Annotated in this window: 20 protein-coding genes and 1 pseudogene; 9 read left to right on the top strand and 12 right to left on the bottom strand. The window is 73.5% G+C overall.

All coding sequences use genetic code 11. The features are described from left to right. Positions 1 to 26 precede the first annotated feature (26 nt). Genes OG904_RS28465 through OG904_RS28455 form a run of 3 tightly spaced genes read right to left on the bottom strand, consistent with a single transcriptional unit; the run spans position 27 to position 4,048 of the window. Positions 27 to 1,007, bottom strand: coding sequence for a serine/threonine-protein kinase (locus tag OG904_RS28465; protein ID WP_405495770.1), 981 nt, complete (start codon positions 1,005 to 1,007; stop codon positions 27 to 29). Further along, positions 1,007 to 1,693, bottom strand: coding sequence for a hypothetical protein (locus OG904_RS28460; RefSeq protein WP_405495768.1), 687 nt, complete (start codon positions 1,691 to 1,693; stop codon positions 1,007 to 1,009). The genes OG904_RS28465 and OG904_RS28460 overlap by 1 nt, the downstream gene beginning before the upstream one ends. A gap of 6 nt (positions 1,694 to 1,699) precedes the next feature. Next, positions 1,700 to 4,048, bottom strand: coding sequence for an FHA domain-containing protein (locus OG904_RS28455; RefSeq protein WP_405495766.1), 2,349 nt, complete (start codon positions 4,046 to 4,048; stop codon positions 1,700 to 1,702). A gap of 172 nt (positions 4,049 to 4,220) precedes the next feature. On the opposite strand from OG904_RS28455, the gene OG904_RS28450 reads away from it, so the two are divergent. The 5 genes from OG904_RS28450 (at position 4,221) to OG904_RS28430 (ending at position 9,455) form a co-directional block, all read left to right on the top strand. Next, entirely contained in the window at positions 4,221 to 5,270 is a 1,050-nt protein-coding gene (locus tag OG904_RS28450; protein WP_405495763.1) for a cation diffusion facilitator family transporter, read from the top strand. Between the two features lie 30 nt (positions 5,271 to 5,300). After that, a complete protein-coding gene (locus tag OG904_RS28445; protein WP_405495761.1) occupies positions 5,301 to 5,795 on the top strand; it encodes an NUDIX domain-containing protein in 495 nt (164 codons plus the stop codon). 48 nt (positions 5,796 to 5,843) lie between these two features. After that, entirely contained in the window at positions 5,844 to 7,100 is a 1,257-nt protein-coding gene (locus OG904_RS28440; RefSeq protein WP_405495759.1) for a Tm-1-like ATP-binding domain-containing protein, read from the top strand. A 127-nt stretch (positions 7,101 to 7,227) separates the two neighbouring features. Beyond that, positions 7,228 to 8,820: a serine/threonine-protein kinase gene (locus tag OG904_RS28435; protein WP_405495757.1), complete on the top strand. Its 1,593-nt coding sequence runs from the start codon at positions 7,228 to 7,230 to the stop codon at positions 8,818 to 8,820. Continuing rightward, positions 8,817 to 9,455, top strand: a complete 639-nt coding sequence (locus OG904_RS28430; RefSeq protein ID WP_405495755.1) for a hypothetical protein — start codon at positions 8,817 to 8,819, stop codon at positions 9,453 to 9,455. Before OG904_RS28435 ends, OG904_RS28430 begins: the two co-directional genes overlap by 4 nt. Here OG904_RS28430 and OG904_RS28425 read toward each other — a convergent pair. Together OG904_RS28425 and OG904_RS28420 are read right to left on the bottom strand one after the other, a co-directional pair. Next, positions 9,433 to 9,759 carry a DUF6191 domain-containing protein gene (locus OG904_RS28425; RefSeq protein WP_405495753.1) on the bottom strand — a complete coding sequence of 109 codons (327 nt, stop codon included), beginning with the start codon at positions 9,757 to 9,759 and terminating at the stop codon, positions 9,433 to 9,435. The genes OG904_RS28430 and OG904_RS28425 overlap by 23 nt on opposite strands. A gap of 340 nt (positions 9,760 to 10,099) precedes the next feature. Next, positions 10,100 to 11,389, bottom strand: coding sequence for an ATP-binding protein (locus OG904_RS28420; protein WP_405495751.1), 1,290 nt, complete (start codon positions 11,387 to 11,389; stop codon positions 10,100 to 10,102). Between the two features lie 171 nt (positions 11,390 to 11,560). Here OG904_RS28420 and OG904_RS28415 point away from each other — a divergent pair, with 171 nt between their 5' ends. Continuing rightward, complete coding sequence (locus OG904_RS28415) at positions 11,561 to 13,093, top strand: hypothetical protein (RefSeq protein ID WP_405495749.1); 1,533 nt, start codon at positions 11,561 to 11,563, stop codon at positions 13,091 to 13,093. A gap of 10 nt (positions 13,094 to 13,103) precedes the next feature. Here the strand turns inward: OG904_RS28415 and OG904_RS28410 are convergent, their stop codons facing one another. Then, positions 13,104 to 13,727 carry a hypothetical protein gene (locus OG904_RS28410; protein WP_405495747.1) on the bottom strand — a complete coding sequence of 208 codons (624 nt, stop codon included), beginning with the start codon at positions 13,725 to 13,727 and terminating at the stop codon, positions 13,104 to 13,106. 121 nt (positions 13,728 to 13,848) lie between these two features. On the opposite strand from OG904_RS28410, the gene OG904_RS28405 reads away from it, so the two are divergent. Further along, a complete protein-coding gene (locus OG904_RS28405) occupies positions 13,849 to 14,646 on the top strand; it encodes a trypsin-like serine peptidase (protein WP_405495745.1) in 798 nt (265 codons plus the stop codon). A 55-nt stretch (positions 14,647 to 14,701) separates the two neighbouring features. On the opposite strand, the gene OG904_RS28400 is transcribed toward OG904_RS28405, so the two are convergent. The 6 genes and pseudogenes from OG904_RS28400 to OG904_RS28375 all read right to left on the bottom strand — a co-directional run bounded on the left by OG904_RS28400 (position 14,702) and on the right by OG904_RS28375 (position 18,806). Beyond that, a complete protein-coding gene (locus OG904_RS28400; RefSeq protein ID WP_405495743.1) occupies positions 14,702 to 15,196 on the bottom strand; it encodes an NUDIX hydrolase in 495 nt (164 codons plus the stop codon). Between the two features lie 72 nt (positions 15,197 to 15,268). Beyond that, entirely contained in the window at positions 15,269 to 16,909 is a 1,641-nt protein-coding gene (lnt, locus tag OG904_RS28395; RefSeq protein WP_405495741.1) for an apolipoprotein N-acyltransferase, read from the bottom strand. 51 nt (positions 16,910 to 16,960) lie between these two features. Next, a complete protein-coding gene (locus tag OG904_RS28390; protein WP_405498325.1) occupies positions 16,961 to 17,476 on the bottom strand; it encodes a hypothetical protein in 516 nt (171 codons plus the stop codon). Between the two features lie 237 nt (positions 17,477 to 17,713). Further along, positions 17,714 to 17,800, bottom strand: a pseudogene (locus tag OG904_RS28385) (hypothetical protein); the annotation flags it as partial. After that, complete coding sequence (locus OG904_RS28380) at positions 17,797 to 18,252, bottom strand: hypothetical protein (RefSeq protein ID WP_405495739.1); 456 nt, start codon at positions 18,250 to 18,252, stop codon at positions 17,797 to 17,799. The gene OG904_RS28380 and the pseudogene OG904_RS28385, both read right to left, overlap by 4 nt. A 287-nt stretch (positions 18,253 to 18,539) precedes the next feature. Further along, positions 18,540 to 18,806: a hypothetical protein gene (locus tag OG904_RS28375; RefSeq protein ID WP_405495737.1), complete on the bottom strand. Its 267-nt coding sequence runs from the start codon at positions 18,804 to 18,806 to the stop codon at positions 18,540 to 18,542. Between the two features lie 43 nt (positions 18,807 to 18,849). Between OG904_RS28375 and OG904_RS28370 the strand changes: the two genes are divergently transcribed. Next, positions 18,850 to 19,254, top strand: a complete 405-nt coding sequence (locus OG904_RS28370) for a hypothetical protein (protein WP_405495735.1) — start codon at positions 18,850 to 18,852, stop codon at positions 19,252 to 19,254. Continuing rightward, positions 19,251 to 20,174, top strand: coding sequence for an ADP-ribosylglycohydrolase family protein (locus tag OG904_RS28365; protein ID WP_405495733.1), 924 nt, complete (start codon positions 19,251 to 19,253; stop codon positions 20,172 to 20,174). Before OG904_RS28370 ends, OG904_RS28365 begins: the two co-directional genes overlap by 4 nt. The last annotated feature ends 98 nt before the right edge of the window (positions 20,175 to 20,272 follow it).

Below are 20,272 nucleotides of genomic sequence, written 5' to 3'. Positions count from 1 at the left end.
CGCCGGGGCGGGCCGCAGGCCTCCTCCTAGAAGACCGGCAGCGCCCATCGCGGCGGTGGCGGCGGGGGCCCGTCGGCGGCCGCCCGGGTGGGCGCGTGGACGACCACCGGTGCGCCCGCACCCGCCCGCCGCAGCGCCCCCGTGAACGCCAGGCAGCTCTCCCACCGGTCCTCCGGAGCCTTGGCCAGGGCCCGCGCGAGTACCTCGTCCACCGCCGCCGGCACCCCTGGCAGCCGCGAGGACAGCGGAGGCGGAGCATCGTACTGGTGGGCCCAGAGCAGCGCCATGTCCTCGTCCCGCTGGAACGGCGGGGCGCCCGCCAGCATCTCGTAGACCACGCACCCCAGGCTGTAGACGTCGCACCGCCCGTCCACCGGCTTGCCGGCGATCTGCTCGGGGGCCACGTAGTCCAGGGTCCCGACGAACTGGCCGACGCTCGTGAAACCCGTCAGTGACAGCGATTTCTTCGTCAGCCCGAAGTCCGTCAGGTAGACGTGCTCCGGGTGTTCGCTGTCCGTGCCCTCCGCGACCAGGATGTTGCCGGGCTTCACGTCCCGGTGGACCAGGTCGTGGGCGTGTGCCGCGTCCAGCGCCGAGGCCACCTGACCGGCGATCCGGGCCGCTGTGACCACCGGCAGCGGGCCCGTGCGGTCCAGCATGGCCCGCAGGTCCTGGCCCGCCACGTACCGCATGGCGATGTACAGCAGTCCGTCCGTCTCCCCCGCCTCGAAGACGGGGACGATGTGCGGATGGTCGATGGCGGCCGCGACCTTCGACTCGTGCGCGAACCGCTGCCGGAAGGTGTCGTTGCGCGCCAGCTCGGGTGCGAGCAGCTTCAGCGCGACCGTCCGGTCGAGCCGCACGTCGTGCGCCCGGTAGACCACCGCCATCCCGCCGCGCCCGATCTCGGCCTCCACCACGTACCCGGCGATCCGCCGTCCCCGCAGGTCGGAGGCGCGCCCGCGCACCGGTTCCGAGCCGGCCTCCTCCCCCGCCGTCCCGCCCATCACCCGGCCTCCGGCCCGGGCGGACCGACGATCCTCGTGGGCTCGTGCGAGGCCGAAGCCGAGGCCGGAGCCGGAGCCGCAGCAGGAGCCGGGTCAGCAGCCGCGGCCGGCCCTCCTTGGACGTCTTGTACGTCGGCCCCACCCGCGGTGCTCGATTCCTCCCGCGGCGTCTCCCGCGCGGGCGGAGCACCCGGTCCCGAGGCGACCGCGTAGGTCAGCAGGCGGCTCCCGTCACCGAACATCCACCGTCCCGCCGGCGCGTCGTAGAGCCACACGAACTCCCCGTCGACGACGATCCCGGCGCGCAGTCCCCGTACGCCGCGCCGGAAGCCCTCGGAGTCCGAGTGCCCGGCGGCGAGGTCCGCCACCGCCTGCCGGTAGTGCTCCAGCGCGTCGGAGACCCGGGCGAGCAGGGGCTGCGGGTCCTCGGTGCGCGTCAGCGGGCGGCCGCCGGTTGGCGGCGGTTTCGGCACGGTGACCAGCAGCCGGCCGTCCACCCAGGCGGACCATCCGTTGGCGCACAGGATCTCCGCCCACTCCCCGTGCCGGGACAGCATCTGCACGGGCAGGAAGGCGTCGAGCGGCACGGTGGGGCGGGACAGGTCCGGGCTCTCCCACGCGGGCAGGCCCTCCTGCGGAACGATGTGGGTGGGCCGGAAGTCCGCGGCCTGGCCGGGGCTGGTCATGGGCGGCTACTTCCGCATGACGGAGGGTTCGTGGCGGCGCAGGACCCGGGTCACCAGTACGCCGAACAGCACGCACAGGACGACCAGCATGCCCATTTCGATGAGCCACAGGTTGGCCTCGTGGTCGAACAGCGGATCCTGGGTGATCTTGCCGGGCACGATGGCGCCGATGTCGATGGTGTTCGACATCGCCCCCATGGCCCACCGGGCCGGCACGAACCACGCGAGCTGTTCGATGACGGGGACCCCGGTCAGTTTCAGCAGGGAGCCGCAGAAGACGACCTGGACGATGGTGAGCAGGACCAGCAGTGGCATGGTGACCTCCTCCTTGCTCACCAGGGCGGAGATCAGCAGTCCGAGCAGCATGGCGGTGACGGACAGCAGGGCGACGGCGAGGGTGATCTCGATCAGCGGTGGCAGGAAGACCCCCTTGCCGCCCGGGGCGTTCGTCTTGACCCCGGCGAGGCCGACCAGGGTGAGGACCACGGCCTGGCCGATCGTGACCGCGCCCAGGACCACCACCTTGGACATCATGTAGGCCGACCGGGACAGCCCCACGGCACGCTCGCGCTGGTAGATCACGCGTTCCTTGACGAGTTCGCGCACCGCGTTGGCCGCGCCGGTCAGCACGCCGCCCACGCACAGGATGAACAGGGCGTTCAGCGCCGTCTCGGCCGTGAGTTCGCTGCCCGCCAGGGCGCGGGCCATGGCTCCCATGACGAACGGCAGCGCGACCATGATGATCAGGAAGGTGCGGTCGGCGCTGAGCACGGCGGCGTAGCGCCGGATCAGGGTGGAGAGCTGGGATCCCCAGCTCTGGGCCTTGGGCGGCGGCCGCGGGGCGACACCGGCGGCCCGGTCGGCCTCCCCCGCGAGCGGGAGGCGGCCGATGGCCACGTAGCGGCGGTGCTGGGGCGAGGCCAGGTGTTCCCCGGCCCAGTCGCGGTCGCGCTCGTTCTCGAAGGCCTCGAAGGCCTCGGGCCACTGCTCGTAGCCGAAGAATCCGAGCGCTTCGCCGGGAGGGCCGTAGAAGGCGACGCGCCCGCCGGGAGCCAGGACCAGGAGGCGGTCGCAGACGCTCAGGTTGAGCACGCTGTGGGTGACGACGATGACCGTGCGGCCGTCGTCGGCGAGTCCGCGCAGCATGTTCATGACCGAGCGGTCCATGCCCGGGTCAAGGCCGGAGGTGGGCTCGTCGAGGAAGAGCAGCGAGGGCTTGGTGAGCAGTTCGAGGGCGACGGACACGCGTTTGCGCTGCCCGCCGGAGAGGCTGTGGATGGGCTGGTCGGCGCGCTGCTGGAGGCCGAGTTCGCCGATCACCTCGTCGACGCGGGCCTCGCGTTCCGCCTTGACGGTGTCCTGCGGGAAGCGCAGTTCGGCGGCGTAGGCGAGGGCGCGGCGGACGGTGAGCTGTGCGTGCAGGATGTCGTCCTGCGGGACGAGGCCGATGCGGCTGCGCAGTTCGGCGTAGTCCCGGTAGAGGTCGCGGCCGTCGTAGAGGACGGTGCCGTGGTCCGCGGGGCGCAGGCCGGTGAGCGCGCCGAGCAGCGTGGACTTGCCGGCTCCGCTGGGGCCGACGACGGCGAGCAGGCATCTGGCGCCGACGGGGAAGGAGACGTGGTCGAGGAGGGTCTTGCGGCCCTGGTCGACGGCGACGGTGAGGTCCTGGACGTCGAGCGAGACCTCGCCGGTGTCGACGTACTCCTGGAGCTGGTCGCCGACGAGGAGGAAGGCGGAGCGGCCGATGCCGACGATGTCTCCCTCGCCGATGGCCGCGGCCCGGTCGAGGCGGGCGCCGTTGAGGTAGGTGCCGTTGTGGCTGCCGAGGTCGGCGATCTCGTACGTGCCGTCGGCGAGGGCGCGCAGTTCGGCGTGGCGGCGGGAGACGACGAGATCGTCGACGACCAGGTCGTTGTCCGGGGCGCGGCCGATGCGGACGGCGGTCCTGGCGGCCAGCGGGCGGATCGAGGTCGGCTGCCGGAAGGTGCTGGTCAGGTCCGGGTGGGAGACCGAGGAGGGGCGGGAGCGGGCCGGGGAGGGGTCGACCAGACGGACGCGCGGTCCGTCGGCGGCGCTGCCGAAGCGCAGTTCGCTGCCGACTCCGACGGCCCACTCGCGGACGCGGTGGCCGTCGGCCCAGGTGCCGTTGGTGCTGCCCTCGTCCTCGAGCGTCCAGTGGTCGCCTTCGGCGCGCAGGACCGCGTGGTGCCAGGAGACGCGGGCGTCGTCGAGGCAGATCTCGCAGAGGGGGTCCCGGCCGACGTGGTACGTCCGGTCCGGGCTCATCGCGGTGGAGCCCCCGTCCGTTTCCACGACGAGCTCGGGCGCGGTCGGCACACCGGGGCGCTGGACCATGGAGAAATTTTCCCACGATCCGGCGCGATCGGCATAACCGCAGGTCAGAGTGGCGTTATGGGTAATGACAACGGTCCCCGTTGCAGCCTTTGCCCATCTTCGCGAGGTGCGCTTCACTTCAGGCGAACGCATCCGCAAGCGGCAGTGGAACGAACGACAGACGGGGGAAGCCATGAGCGCGCACGACCACGCGCCGCACGACCACGACGCCACCGGGCCCACCGGGCACGATGGCCACGACAGCCACGGCCACGGCCACGCGGGCCACAGCCACGGTGTCGCCGCGGACGCCGACCGGCGCTGGCTCGGCATCGCCCTCGGCCTGATCGCCGGCTTCATGGCCATCGAGGTGGTCGTCGGCGTGCTGGCGCACTCCCTGGCGCTGATCTCCGACGCCGCGCACATGCTGACGGACGCCGTCTCGATCGTCCTCGCGCTGATCGCGATGCGGCTGGCCGCCCGCCCGGCGCGCGGTGGTTTCACGTACGGCCTCAAGCGCGCGGAGATACTCTCGGCCCAGGCCAACGGCCTCACCCTGCTGCTGCTGGCGGTCTGGCTGGCGTACGAGGCCGTACGGCGGCTGCTCGACCCGCCGCCCGTGGAGGGCGGGCTGGTGCTGGTGACGGCGCTCGCGGGCATCGTCGTCAACATCGTCGCGGCCTGGTGCATCTCGAAGGCGAACCGCACCTCCCTGGCCGTCGAGGGCGCCTACCAGCACATCCTCAACGACCTGTTCGCCTTCATCGGCACCGCCGTGGCCGGTCTGATCGTGCTCACCACCGGATTCCGGCAGGCCGACTCGATCGCCTCGCTCGTCGTGGTCGTCCTGATGGTCAAGGCGGGTTACGGGCTGGTCCGCGAGTCCGGGCGGATCCTCCTGGAGGCCGCTCCGGCCCATGTGGACCCGGACACGGTCGGCGACCGCCTGGTCGGGCAGCCGCCGGTCACCGAGGTCCACGACCTGCACATCTGGACCATCACCTCCGGGCAGGCCGCACTCTCCGCGCACGTGCTGGTGGCCCCGGAGGGCGACTGCCACGCCGTGCGCCGGGACCTGGAGGCCCTGCTGTCCAAGGAGTACGGGATCACGCACACCACCCTCCAGGTGGACCACGTGCAGGAATCCCTCCTGACGGTCGGCCGCGCGGGCGACGACCCGTCCGACCCGCACTGTGCGGACGCGCACGGCCCGGTGCACCGCCAGGGCCCGCACGACCACTGAGCCGAGCTCCGGCGGGGCATACATGGGGGCATGACCCTGAAGCGAAGTGCCGGACTGCTGCTGTTCCGCCCGTCCCCCGGGCCGCACCCGGGGGAGCCACCCGGGGTCGAGGTGCTGCTCGGCCACATGGGCGGCCCGCTCTGGGCGCACCGCGACGCGGGCGCCTGGTCGATCCCGAAGGGGGAGTACGGGCCCGACGAGACTCCGCAGGGCGCCGCCCGCCGGGAGTTCGAGGAGGAGCTCGGGCTGCCGCCGCCGGAGGGTCCGTACCTGCCGCTGGGCAAGGTACGGATGATCAGCGGCAAGGTGGTGACGATCTGGGCGGTACGGGCGGACCTCGATCCGGCGCTGGCGGTGCCCGGGACGTTCACCATGGAGTGGCCGCCGAAGTCGGGGCGGACGGAGGAGTTCCCCGAGCTGGACCGGGTGGCGTGGTTCGCTCCCCCGGTGGCCAGAACCAAGCTGGTGGTGTCTCAAATCCCTTTCCTGGAAAGGCTGTTGAAGCTCACACGGAACCAGGGTTGACCTGACCTTTACTTGCCAACAAACCCCACCTGCATGGACATTGCACGTATGACGAACGTCGTGCTGGTGGGAACCCTGGACACCAAGGGTGTGGAGTACGGCTGGTTGCGCGAGAGACTGCTGCGCGCCGGCGTCGAAGTGGTCATGGTCGACACAGGAATCATGAACGAGCCCCGTGTGCCCGCCGATGTGCCGCGTGAAGCGGTGGCGCGGGCCGCGGGAACGGAACTGTCCGAACTGCGCGCGGCCGCCGACCGGGGTGCGGCCGTGACCACGATGGCCCGGGGCGCGGAAGCGACCCTGCTGCGCCTGCACGCCGAGGGCCGGCTGCACGGAGTCCTCGCGATCGGCGGCAGCGGCGGGACCTCCATCGCCACGCGGGCGATGCGCGCACTGCCGCTGGGTGTTCCGAAGGTGATGGTCTCGTCGATGGCGTCCGGGGACGTGGCCCCGTACGTCGGATCCGCGGACATCACGATGATGTACAGCGTCGTGGACATCGCGGGGATCAACAGCATCTCCGCGCCGGTCCTGGCCAACGCCGTCGAGGCCGTCTCCGGGATGGCCAAGGCCTTCGAACGGGCCTCCATGGAACTGCGGCGGCCGGCCCGGCTGGGCGAGGGGAGCCGTCCGCTGATCGCCGCGAGCATGGCGGGCGTGACCACGACCGGCGTGGACGCGGCCCGTGAGCACCTGACCGGACTCGGCTACGAGGTACTGGTCTTCCACGTCAGCGGAACCGGCGGCCGGACCCTGGAGACCCTGGCCGGCCAGGGGATCTTCGCGGGGGTCCTCGACCTCACCCTGAGCGAACTCGCCGACGACCTGTGCGGCGGCATCCTCACCGCGGGACCCGACCGGCTCAGCGCCGCCGGGCGGGCCGGGATTCCGCAGGTGGTGAGCCTGGGAGCGCTGGACATGGTGAAGTTCGGCCCGATGGAGAGCCTGCCGGAGCGGGTCCGCTACCGCCGGGTCCGCGTCCACAACCCCTCGATCACGGTGATCCGTACGACCGAGGCCGAGTGCGCGGAGCTCGGCCGCCGGGTCGCCGCCAAGCTCCGCGCCGCCACCGGCCCCACGGCCGTCTGCGTTCCCCTGCGCGGACTTTCCACCCTCGGTGCGCCGGGCGGCCCGTACCATGACCCCGCAGCCGACGGGGCACTGTTCTCGGCGCTCCGCGAGGGGCTCCGGGGCAGCGCCGCCCGGCTCTACGACTACGACACCCACATCAACGATCCGGACTTCGGACGGGCGGCGGCCGACCGGCTGCACGCCATGATCGGGGCACGGGCCGCGGCGGCCTGACGCCCCACCGCCACGGCCGGGTCCCGGGACCGGGAACCGGCCGTGGCGCAAACGTGTCCCAGGTGATGGCCGATCCCCTGGGAGGAGCGGCTCCGGGGCGCGGTCACGCCACGGCAGGGAGAAGGCGATGAACGGCATGTGGTCGGTTCCCGGTTACTCGGAGATCCGCGAGCTCGGCTCGGGCGCCAGCGGCCGGGTGGTGCTCGCGGTGCACGAGGGCACCGGCACGGCCGTAGCGGTGAAGTACCTCAATGCCCGGATGCTCGAGAACCCGGCCTTCGTCGCCACGTTCCGGGCGGAGGCCCAGCTCCTCGGCGAGCTCCGCTCCCCGTACGTGGTCGGGCTGTACGAGTACGTGGAGGCGCCCGGCGGCGCCGCGATCGTCATGGAACTCGTGGACGGAGTCCCGCTGAACGCCCTGCTCAAGGAGTGCGGGCGGACCGGCCCCGAGGCGGCGCTGGTACTGCTGAAGGGTTCCCTGCTCGGGCTGGCCGACGCCCACCGGGCCGGTGTGGTCCACCGGGACTACAAGCCGGCGAACGTCCTGGTCGCGGCCGACGGCACCTCCAGGCTGGTGGACTTCGGGATCGCCACGCCCCTGGGCACGACGCCGGGGGCGGCGGGCACGCCCGCGTACATGGCGCCGGAGCAGTGGCAGGGCCGGCCGGCCTCCCCCGAGGCCGACGTGTACGCGGCGACGGCGACCTTCTTCGAGTGCCTGACCGGCCGCAAGCCCTACGACGGGCAGAACTTCGCGGAGCTCGCCGTCCAGCACATCGAGGCCCCGGTCCCGGAGACCGAGGCCCCGGAGCCGGTGCGTCCGCTGATCCGGCGGGGCCTGGCGAAGTCCCCGGAGCAGCGGCCCGGGAACGCCCAGGCGTTCGTCGTGGAACTGGAGGCGGTGGCGCAGGCGGCGTACGGCCCCCGGTGGGAGGAGCGCGGGCAGCGCAAGCTGGCGGCGCTGGCGGCCCTGCTGCCGCTGCTGTTCCCCTCGGCGGGTGCCCCGGCGCAGGGCACCACCGCCCTGGCCACGACCACGCTGCCCAAGCCGCCGACCGGGTGGACCCCGGGCCGCCGCGGCCTGGTCGCGGCCGGGGCGACGCTCGTGCTGGGGGTGGTGGCCGTACTCGGCTACCAGGCGGTCGGCGCCGAGCCCGGCGGGTCGAAGGCACTGAACGCGTTCGCGACCTCCAGCGCGTCGGGCCCGGGTTCGGCGTCCCCGGTGTCCACGCCCACCCCGAGCCCCTCCGTCTCCCCCTCGCCGACGCCCTCGCCGTCCGCCTCGGCGAGTACGAGCCCGAGTCCCGGCCACACGACGACACCGACGCCCACCCCGACGCCGACGCCGAAGTGGACCACGACCCCGACCAAGTCCCCGACACCCACGCCGACCCCGACCGTGGCCGTCTCCTCGCTGTCCGTCACCCTCAAGGCCTCGCCCACGATCGGCGAAGCGACCGTGAGCCTCGACGCCGAAGGCGGTCCCGTCACCGTGGTCATCGAGTGGTTCCTCGGCAACGCGCCGAACGACCTCGCCGTCGCGGACGGCACCGACCCCCTCCCCGCCCCGGCCGGCGCGGGGACCACCCTGTCGCAGAGGCACACGATCACCCGCCGCGGCGGCTGCTACCTGACGGCGCGCGTCTCCAGCAAGCCCGCCGCTCCCAAGCGGTACGCGTACGCGACCACCGCGATCCCGCGCTGCGTGGTGCCCCGGTGAGCGATCCCCGCGCCCCGCAGGGCGACGACGACTACAGCGCCACCGTCCTCGGCAGCCACTGGATCAGCGGTCCGCCGCAGCAGCCGGACCGGACGAGGCAGTTCGAGGCGTCCGGCGCCCCGGGCGGTGTCCTGCCCGACCGCGTCGAGGGGTCGGTGCTGCGCTTCGGTCCGGGGGTGACGGCCGCCCTCCCGCTGCCGTTCCCGCTGGACCCGCCACCGGCACCGCGGCGCCGCGGCCCGGGCGGGTGGCGGCGCTACACCCTGGCCATCGTGGTCCTGATCGCGGTCCTCGCCTACCTGGGCTGGCAGCGCTACGGCCCGGCCCTGGAGGTCCAGGACGTCACGGTGGCCACCGACCCGCAGGGCCCCGGCTGCGACGCGACCGCCGACGTGGTGGCCGTCGTACGGACCAACGGGCGCCCGGGGGTCCTCACCTACCGCTGGCTGCGCAGCGACGGCACCCGGTCGGAGCAGCTGACCGAGCGGGTGCCCAGCGGGCACCACGAAGCCCGGCTGCACCTGCTGTGGACCTTCCAGGGCGCGGGGACCTACTCCGCGAAGGCCGAACTCCAGCTGATCTCGCCCACCGGGCGGACCGCCGGGGCGCAGTTCACGTACCGCTGCCGCCCGTAGCCGGCATGCGGATCACCGCGCGGCCGCCTTCGAGGTCGACGCGGGAGCGGGGCGGGGCGCCGTCCTCCTCGTCGTCGCGCATGACGAGGGCGCTCTGCCGCTCCTTGAGCTCGTTCTGCTTGCCCGGCGAGAAGCTGGCGTGCAGCTGCTCGAAGCCGGTCGAGGACATCTGTCCCTTGCGGCCGTTCCACCGCCAGGGCAGCAGTCCGGCCCGGCCGGCGCGCTCCAGCGTCAGGTCGAGGAAGGCGATGGCGGTGAGCAGCAGCGCCAGCCCCGGAATGGTCATGAAGACGACGAAGGCCATGCCCCGACCCTAACCCCGGTCCTCCTTTCGGCCCATGGCCGCGGCCCGCCGGACTGTCCTTCCGGCCGGTGCGATCGGGGCCGTGCGGCCGAGGCGCGCGGGCCCCCGCCCCTGGTTGACTCGAGTGTGTTGGCGAGGGATCAGGGATGCAGCCCTCACGGCACCCTTGCTGCCACGTTCCAGCCGGCGACACACCCCAAACGGAACGTGGCTGTCCCGCACGGATGCCAAGTCCGCGCGGGAGGCCCGCAGCCGCTTTGGGGAGTGGCTGCGGGCCGTCTTGCCCGCCCGTCCGTGACGGGCGGTTCAGGGCCCCGCCCATTGCCGGATCCGGCACGATTCAGAATCTGGCGTGCGCGGTGATGTCCGCCGCGAACTCTCCCGTCATCGCCGGGGTCACCGTCGGCCGGCACTGCGCCACGGCCTCCAGGTAGTCCTGCGTGCTCGCGCCCGGCTGCGTGGCCGCCGCGCCCCGCGCGCCCACCGCCTCCAGGTCCCGCTCGAACGACACCTGCGCCGCGATCCGCGCCGCGTGCTCGATGTCGGCCGGGGTGAACAGCTCGCTCGCCGCCACCAGGGCCGCCACGTCCACATCGGGGCGGCCCGCCGCGTAGCGGGCCCAGATCGCGGAGCGGGCGCCGGCGTCGGGGGTGCCGATCGGGATCAGGTAGTCGAAGCGGCCGGGCCTGAGGAAGGCCGGGTCGAGCGAGCGGATGGAGTTGGTCGCGCACACCAGCAGCCGTTCGTCGCCCTCCCGGAACCCGGGTATCAGTTTGAGCAGCTCGTTGGTCACCCCGTGGATCCCTCCGGGCTGGGCGGGCTCGGTGCGCACGGGTGCGATCTCCTCGACCTCGTCGATGAAGACGAGCACCCGCTCGAGCTCGGCGATCCGGGCGAACGCGTCGCGCAGCGCGGCGGCGAGGTTGCCCTCGTCGGCGAGGCGGGAGGGCAGCAGCTCCACGAAGGGCCAGCCGAGGCGGGAGGCGATGGCCCGGGCGAACGTGGTCTTGCCGGTGCCGGGCGGACCGAAGAGCGTGATGGCGCGCGGCGGCCGCACCCCGTGCGCGGCGGCCCGTTCGGGCTCGGCGAGCGGCAGCACCACGCGCCGCTCGATGAGGTCCTTCTCCTTCTCCATGCCGGCGACCTTGGCCCACAGGTCGTTCGGCAGGAAGCGGCCGCCGAGGTCGTCCAGCAGACCGGCGGCCGGACCGTGCAGCGGCTCGGTCTTCTCGAAGTAGGCGACGGCGGGCTGCCGGGTGTAGCCGGCGTTGAGCAGGCCTTCCCCGAGCAGGTCCTCCTCGGGCAGGACGTAGGCGATGCGGCCGACGCGGGCGGCGATGAGCCGCCGCTCCAGTTCCACGAGCAGGGCGCTGGCCAGGCCCCGGCCGCGCCAGCCGGCCGCGATCGCGATGCGCATGACCCAGGCGCGCTCGCCGGTGACGCAGGCGAGGGCGGCGCCGATCGGCACGCCCTGGTGGACGGCGACCACGCAGGGCTGGCGGTCGGTGAGGGCGCTGATGCATTCGGCGAGTGAGAAGACCGACTCCTGGCCGAGCTCGGCCGTGGTGTCGATCAGATGGACAACGGCCGCGAGATCACTCTCGCGGTAGTCGTGAATCAGCCAGTTCACCTGGTACCGCCCCTCGTTCGTGCTCCTGCGTTCCTTCTGCCGCGAGGCTAGGGGCGGGCGGGCCCCGCGATCACGCTCCGTCGTGCACAACAGCCGGTCCGGAAACCGTCCGTGTCGTCCATAGACTGGTGTCTTCCACCCGAACGGCCGACCGAGGATCCACACGTCTTCATGACTTCCCACATATCCACCCGTCCGCGGCTCGTCGCAACGGATGCCGGGGCGGGCCCCGCCCCCACCGCCGGCGCCGGGCGGCGAAGGCACCTGGTCTGGCTGCTGCCGGTCCTCTGGACGCTGGCGCTCGGGCTGTGGGGGCTGTCCCGGCAGAACAGTGTGTGGCGGGACGAGGCGGCGACCTGGCAGGTGGCGGAGCGCTCCCCCGGCGAGATCTGGCACATGCTCGGCACCGTGGACGCCGTCCACGGCCTGTACTACCTCCTCGTGCACGTCCTCTTCGAAGTGTTCGGGGCGAGTACGACGACCCTGCGCCTCCCCTCGGTGCTGGCCGTGGCGGTGGCCGCCGCCTGTGTGGCGCTGATCGGGCGCCGGCTGGCCGGACCGTGGGCGGGACTGGGCGGCGGGCTGGCCCTCGGGCTGCTGCCGGCCGTGCAGTTCCAGCTCCAGGAGGGCCGCGCGTACGCACTGGTCGCGGGCGGCGCCGGAGTCTCGACCCTGCTCCTGGTCTCGCTGCTCCCGCCGGGCCGCCCCGCGCGGCGGACCTGGCCGCGCTGGACGGCGTACGGGGTCCTCGTGCTGGTCTGCGCGCTGCTGAACTGGCTCTCGCTGCTGATCCTGCCCGCGCACGCCGCGACCCTGTGGTGGGTCCGGGCCGGGCGGGGCGCCGTGGTGCCCTGGCTGCTGGCCTCGGCTGGGGCCGTGGCGGGGGCGCTGCCGCTGATCCTGTTCAGCCGGACCCAGTCCGGCCAGGTCTCGTGGATACCGCCGCTGACCTGGCACATGACGATCGGCCCCGGGGTCCTGCTGGCGGTCGGCGCGCTCGGAGCGTGGGCGGACCGGTGGAACGGGCCGCGGCCGGGGCGGCCGGGCCGCCTGTCGGCGGCGGCCGTCGGGCTGCCCCTGCTGGCGGTGCCCCTGCTGGGGCTGGCCGCCGCCTCCCTGGTCCAGCCGCTGTTCCTGGACCGGTACGTGCTGTTCTCCATGCTGGGGCTGGCCCTGCTGATCGGCGCGGGGCTGGGCGCCGCCGTACGGGTCCTCGCGCCCCGGCGGCCGCGGGCCTCGCGCGCGCTCGTGCCGGCCGTCGTCGGGGTTTCTGCGCTGGCGATGCTGCCGGTGGCGCTCGCCGACAGGTCCCCCGCCAGCCGGGTGGACGACGTACTGGCGGTGGCCGGGGAGGTGTCCCGGCTGAAGGCGGCCGGCGACGCGGTGCTCTTCGTCCCGGCGGCCCGGCGGGACACCGCGCTGGTCTCGCCCGGGGCCTTCGCGGGCCTGGCCGACATCGCGCTGGCCCGCGGCCCCGTGGAGTCGGGCACCCTCAAGGGCGAGGAGGCCGGCCCCGCACGGATCCGGGCGGCCCTGCGGGAGCGGCGGCGGGTGCTGCTGGTGACGGACGCGGCGAAGGTGTCGAAGCCTTCGGGCTCCGAGGCGGACCGTACGAAGGCCGCCGTCCTCGGGTCGGACTTCACCGTGGTGGAGGACCGGGAGGTCCGCGGCCGCCGGGTGACGGTGTACGAGCGGCGCCCGTAGGCGCTCCTGGTCAGTTGTCGAACCACACGGTGAGCCGGACGTTCTCGTCGCCGTACAGCGCGGCGAGGGTCTCCATCACCGTCCACACCGGCTTCCACTCCCCGTCGGGCACGACGGCATCGCGCCGGGTCAGCCTCCCGATGCGGTAGAGCCGGTCGTCGCCGTCGGGCCATTCGGTGCCCTCGGGCCAGTCGTGCGCCTCGTAACCGAACAGCCTGCCGGGGTCCCGTCGCATCTGCAGCCCGACCGTTTCGGCGACCCGCGCGTCCCAGGCCGCCTTGCCGGACATGACCCAGCCATCGGCCGTGCGGCGGTACTCATGGATGCGGGCGTCCACCCGCTCCGCGGGCTCCGCCCAGTCGACCCGCTTGAGCTCCGCCCAGCTGATCCAGGTGGGGCTGTGCGCGTCGCGCCCCCACTCCGCGAACTGCCCGCGCACGAGTTCCGAGGCGCCTTCGGGCAGCCCCCTGTCCGCGGCCAGCGCCCTGAAGCCGGCGGAGTTGCGCACCCCGAAGAGGCAGCCGAAGGCGTCGTACGACCGGCCGTGGTGGAGCAGGTCGAGGTCAATGGCCGCCGCCCACAACGCGTCGTCCTCGTCCAGGCACTCCACGAACCCATGAATGTCAGTCCCCATGTGCCGTGATTCTCCGGGCAGACCCGCTCGGGCACCAAAGGGATTTCGCACGGGGAATTCACAGCGGATTCTTATGGATTCCCCCACTCCGGTCACAGGTTCGCCGGGGAGGCTCTGATGCATGATCCAGCGCCTCTCCTCCCGACCGGACCGCCGCCCCCGCGCCCGTGCCCGCGGCCGGCGCGCCTCCCGGATCCTGCTCGCCCTGGCCGCGATGACGGCCCTGCTCAGCGTCGACGTGCCCGACGCGCTCGCCGAACCTCCGCTCGGCGTCACCACCACGGCCGCGGCCGACGCGACGTCGGCGCGGGTGGGTGCGCTGTTCGCGGGCGGCATCGACGGCGGACACTTCTGCACCGCCGCCGTGGTGCGCAGCGAGGACCGCGATGTGATCGCCACCGCCGCGCACTGCCTCGGCGGCGACCTGGACAGCACCTACTTCGCCCCCGGCTACCGGGACGGCGAGGCCCCGTACGGTCTGTGGAAGCTGACGGACATGTACGTGGCCCCGGACTGGACGGACGGCAAGGACCCGGACGACGACATCGCCTTCGCGACCGTCGCCCCGGCGGACGGCGGGCAGGCGGACGGCCGGCGGGTCGAGGACCTGGTCGGCGGCTTCCCCGTCGCGGCGGAGCAGCAGGCCGGCACCACGGTGTCCATCGTGGGCTACCCCAGCTCCGACGAGTCCCCGCTGCACTGCGCCAACGCCGTGACCATGTTCTCGCCGACCCAGCGCCGCATCGAGTGCCCCGACCTGAGCGGCGGCACCAGCGGCAGCCCCTGGCTCGTCGACGGCGCCCTGGCGGGCGTCCTCGGCGGCTACGAGGGCGGCGGGACCGTCCCCGAGGTCTCGTACAGCGCGGTCATGGGCGATCAGGCGGTGGAGCTCTACCGCGAGGCGGCCGTCAACGGCTGAGGCGGGACCGTGCGGGCGGGGCAGGGCGGGGCGGGGCCTGACGTGCGTACGGCCGTCAGTGGCCGGGGCCCGCCGTGGCGGGTGCCTCGAACCAGGCCGGCTCGTCCAGCAGCGCCTGGCGGATCCGGTCGACGGCGAAGGACTCCAGCGGCTCCGGCAGCGCGTCCGGCTCGAACCAGGCCACCTCCAGCGACTCGTTGTCGTTGACCCGGGCCTGCCCGCCCGTGGCCCGGCAGCGGAAGGTGATGTCCTGGAACTGGCAGACGTCCCCGTTCGGATAGGTGATCGGCGGGAGCATCTGCACCAGCACCACCCGCTCCGGTACGCACCGCACGGCCGTCTCCTCGTACACCTCGCGCACCGCCGTTTCGGCCGGCTGCTCCCCCGGCTCGGCGATCCCGCCGATCACCGACCAGCGCCCGGTGTCCGCGCGCCGGCCCAGCAGCACCCGCCCCCCGTCGTCGACGACGATGGCGGTCACCCCGGGCAGGAGCAGCAACTGGTGACCGGCTGTGGCGCGCAGGGTGCGGATGAAGTCAGGTGTGGTCATCCCCCGACCCTACGAGGCCTGCGGCCGTGCGCGGCCCTGCGCGGCCCTGCCGATGCGGCGCGGCCGCCGGTTCTACGAGGCCCTGCCGATGCGGCGCGCCAGCGTCCAGCCGAGGCCGGCCGCGGCGACGGCCAGCAGCACGTACTCGACGAGCGGGCCGAAGCGGGTGGCGGGGGTTTCGGTGGAGCGCAGCGGGATCTCCGCGACCAGCGCGTCGGCGGTGAACATCTTCGTCTGCTGGACGATCTTCCCGTCGGGCCGGATCACGGCGCTGACCCCGCTGGTGACGGGCACCAGGACGGTCCGGCTGTGCTCCACGGCCCGGACCCGGTCCATGGCGAGCTGCTGGTAGGTCATCTCGGTGCGGCCGAAGGTGGCGTTGTTGCTGGGCACCGCGATGACCTGGGCGCCGGCCTGGACGGTGGAGCGGACGGCGTCGTCGAAGGCGGCCTCGTAGCAGGTGACCATGCCGACTCCGCTGCCCGCCATGTCGAAGACCCCGGGGTCCTTGCCCGGGCCGAAGTCGCGCCGCACCCGGTCGACGTCGGAGCTGAAGAGCCGGACGAAGGAGCGCATCGGGATGCGCTCGCCGAAGGGCTGGATCTTGCGCTTGTCGTAGGTGTCGACCGGGCCCTTGACCGGGTCCCACAGGATCATCGTGTTGCGCAGCGGGCCGGTCTCCGGGGCCAGCACGGAGCCGATCGCGACGGGCACTCCGATGGTCTTGACCGCGTTGTCGATGACGGCGTAGGCGTCGGCCTCGGTGAACGGGTCGATGTCGGAGGAGTTCTCCGGCCAGACCACGAAGTCCGGCTTCGGGACCTTGCCGAGCTTGACGTCCTGGGCGAGCTGGATCGTGCGGTTGGCGTGGTTGTCCAGGACCTGGCGGCGCTGGGCGTTGAAGTCGAAACCGGCGCGCGGGACGTTGCCCTGGATGACTGCGGCCACGGCGGTGCCGTTCTCGGCCGCGTCGGAGACCAGCGGCCGGGCCGCCAGGGCTCCGGCGAGCGGGGCCGCCACGGCGGTCGCGGCGAGCAGTGCGGCGGTGGCCCGGCGGGTGCCGGCGCCGACGCGCACGGCCTCGTACAGCCCGAACCCGCACAGGGCCACGGCGAAGGAGAGGAGCGGGGTGCCGCCGATCGCGACGAGCGGCAGGAAGACGCCGTCGGGCTGGCCGAAGGCGAGCTTGCCCCAGGAGAAGCCGCCGAAGGGGGCGCGGGCGCGCAGCGCCTCGCCGGCGACCCAGACGGCGGCGCCCCACAGCGGCCAGCCGGGGAGCCGGCTGACGAGGGCGATGCCGAGGGCGGTGAGGCCGATCAGGAGGGATTCGAGGGCGACGAGGGCCAGCCACGGGACGGGGCCGACGCCCTCTCCGGTCCAGACGAGCAGCGGCAGCAGGAACCCGAGGCCGTGCAGGACACCGAGGCCGAAGCCGGCCCGGGCGCGGCGCCCGTGGAGGCACCAGCCGAGCAGGGCGAGCGCGAGGGGGGCCAGCCACCACAGGGGGCGGGGCGGGAAGCTCGCGTAGAGGAGCAGGCCCGACGCTACGGCGAGCGCGGGCCGGGCCGGCCGGCCGGCCCACCGGCGCACGGGGGAACCTGTCACGGACCGCGTATCCGGCGCTTCCACTTCCGCTTCCGCTTCTGCTTTCGCTTCGTTCGCGGTTTCGTTCCCGGCTTCGTTCCCGGCCGCACGGGTCGCACTGCTGCTCATCTGGCGGAGTGTACGTCCCCAGGCTGTGCCGGATGCCGTGCCGGGGACGGTTCAGTGGGCCAGGGCACGCAGATGGGTGCGGATCACGAGGACCGCGCTCTGTGCGTCGTCCACCGTGACGGTGAAGAGCTTGCCGTCGCCGAGCCTCAGCTCCAGGCCCTCGCCGCGCCGGACGATGACGGCGGTCCCCCGCTCGGGGCGCCAGCGGTAGCCCCAGCCGCCCCACTGCTGCGGGGTGATCCGGGGCACGAACTCAGCGGCCGTCACGTCCGTGAGCCGGATCCTGCGGCGCGGGAGGCCGATGTGGCCGCAGCGCACCTCCACCGCCTCGGCATCGACGGTGACGGTGGCGTACACGAAGGCGAGGGTGCCGAAGAGGATGAGCAGACCCACGGCGAGGCAGCCGATCACCGCCATGAGCAGCGCGACGATGCCGGCGTCCCAGGCGTAGTCGACGGCGAGCTCGACGCCGAGCGCCAGACAGGCCGCGCCGGCTGCGGCGAGGATCCACTGCACGCGGTTGGAGGCCCGGCCCGTCCAGAGCGGCCCCGGGGGGTGACCCGTCATGTGTAGCAGCGTACTCACGTTCCGCATGTACGCCACCGACCCCGGCCGGGCGGGGCGGCCCTTGGACCATCGGGTGCGGCAGGGAGGGCCTAACCCGGGAAGAGACCCACGAGCGCGTCCCGCTAGGGCGGGACGGCGGACCGTCATGAGGCGGTGCAGGGTCCGGGAGCCGAACGCGATCCGCTGGGCGCTGCGACGGCGTTCGGCGTCGTACGCGCGCAGCGCGGCGGACAGGCCGCCCGGGCCGTGGGCGGCGACGGCCCCGGTCGGGGCCGCCGCGTCGAGGAGCGCGGTGCAGGCGCCCTGGCCGAGGTTCGGGGTCATGGCGTGCGCCGCGTCGCCGACCAGCGCGAGGGGGCGGTGTCCGCCCGTACGGACGAAGGAGGGCAGCGCCGGATGGAGGTGGCGCATCCGGTAGCCGTCCAGGTCCGGGGGGCGGTATCGGCGAGCACCCGCGGGATCGGGTCGTGCCAGCCGGCGAAGGCGTCCCGCAGGTCCCGTGCGGTGGTGGCGCCGGGGACGGCCGCGTACCAGTTGGTGCGGCCGGGCTCGACGGGGGTCATCCCGAAGAAGCGGCCGCGGCCCCAGGTCCCGCCGTAGACGCCGGTCTCGAACCCGGCGATGCCGATCCAGGCCACCTCGGGGAGCTCGCGCGGGGCGCTGCCGGTGCCGAGGCGGTCGGCGCGGACGGCGCTGTTGATGCCGGCGGCTCCGACGAGGAGGTCGGCGCCGCCCGCGGCGGAGGGCTCGTACGCCTGCCCGTAGGCGACATCCACGCCGCCGAGGCCGGCGAGCCCGGCGAGCAGCGCGTCGATCAGGTACGGGCGCGAGACGAGGAGTTCGGGCCGGCCCGCCCTGCGCTCTTTTCCGGACTAAGCAGACGACCGCGATGCGGCTGTCCTGGCCGCGCGTTTCCTGAAGCCGCTGGAAGACCGGTTGCCAAGCGAAATCGAGGTCAGCAGCTGGCTCCGCCTGGCAGGATCGAGGCCATGTCGATGGATCCGTTGCTGCTCAGAGCGCGTGGGGTTTGAGGACTAGGCTTCCCGCTGAGCATCAAGATCATCTAGTCGGTGAATACGGGCATCCCGAGGTCGACCAGCTGGGGCCGACCCGCGGTGGGGGTGCGCTTGAGGCTGTGCGGCTTGGCGTTGGCCGCATCGAGGCTGACCTGGAGTCCTTCGACTTCACCGAGCCAGCCATTGGCGCGGGCTTCGCGGACGCCTTCGCGGAGGTTCTGGATGATCTCGATGGGCGGGGATCGCTGGCGTGGGTCGATCTGGAGGACGGGGCAGCGGATGCTGGCGTGTTCGTGCTTGCAGGGGGGTCCCATAGGGGCGCCCGCAGGTCCCCGGGGAGACCTTGCGCAACTCGAAGTGCTGCTGGAAGTCGCGCCACTCCTGCTCGGTGGCCTCCCGGTATTCCTCGACGGGGCGTTCGGCCCGACGCCGGTCGAGGAAGCCGCGGTGGGTGCGGATCAGGTCGTCCTGGAAGACCGCGAGGTGTGCGTGCGAGCGACCCGGCGGCCGTGGCCGGCCGCGCTGCTGGACCCGATCGCGGCGGCCGACTTCGCCGCGTACGGGCACCTGCCGGCCGCCGCGGGACTACCGGCCGGGCCGGAGCGGGCCCGCGCGCTCACCCTCGCCCTGCACGGCGCCGTTCTCCACCTCCTGACGGGGGCGCCGGACACCCTGGCCGCGGCCGGGCTGGACGGCCTCGACGGCTTCGCCCGCGATCTGCTGGACCACGTATCACCCGAACCTCGCCAGGAGGAAGCATGACCACTCGACTCGACCGCGCCGTGGGCGCCGTACTCGGCTCGGCGGCCGGCGACGCGCTCGGCGCGCCCTACGAGTTCGGCCCCGCCGGGCAGTTGAGCGCCCGCGGCGAGGAGATGCGCGGGGGCGGCGGCTGGGATCCGGGCGAGGCCACCGACGACACGCAGATGGCCGTGCTGGTCGGCGAATCCCTGCTGGAGTGCGGCGGGCTACAACTACCCGACCTCTTCGGACGCTTCCGGCGCTGGGCGGCCGCCGGCCCCAAGGACATCGGGCTCCAGACGGAGGACGTGCTGACGAGCGGCGAGCCGTGGGACCTGGCCGCCGCACTGCACTTCCAGATCAACGCGCGCGCGGCGGGCAACGGTTGCCTGATGCGCGCCTCGACCTCGGCCGTGTACTTCGCCGGGTCGGGGCGGGTCGCGACGATGGACGCCGCCCGGCGCATCGCGGCGCTCACGCACGGGGACCGGGCCGCCTGGGAAGGGACGGCCATCCTGCACGAGCTCGTCCGGGTGGCACTGGACGGGGCCGATCCGCTGGAGGCGCTGGACCCGACGCTGGCGGAGGTCCACCCGGGCCACCGCGAGCGGTACGCGCGGGTCCTCGCCCCGGACTGGCACCCCGACCTGGCCACCGAGTTCAACGGGGCGGTGTGGCCCTGCCTGGGCTCGGCGGTGTGGGCGCTACGCACCACGACGGGTTTCGCCGAAGCCGTGCGGGCCGCCGCGGACTTGGGCGGGGACACCGACACGGTGGCGGCCGTGACCGGCATCCTGGCCGGTGCGCGGTACGGCCAGGCGGCAGTGCCGGAATCCTGGACGGCCCCGCTCCACGTGCCGCTGCCGGGCTGGGGAGACCGGGTCCTGGACGCTGCCGCGCTGCGGGAACTGGCCCGACGCCTCGCGGCGGCCGGAACCTGAGGGCCGCGCCGAAGGGGGAGTCGAGAGGGGAGAGGAGGAGAACCCACTCCTCGCCACTTACAACATATAGCGCACTGGGGGGCTTGCGGCAAGGCCCC

It is taken from the genome of Streptomyces sp. NBC_00096 (assembly GCF_045041305.1).
Classification (GTDB): domain Bacteria; phylum Actinomycetota; class Actinomycetes; order Streptomycetales; family Streptomycetaceae; genus Streptomyces.
Note: the sequence above shows the minus strand (reverse complement) of the source record. Positions and strands in the feature narration are given on the sequence as shown.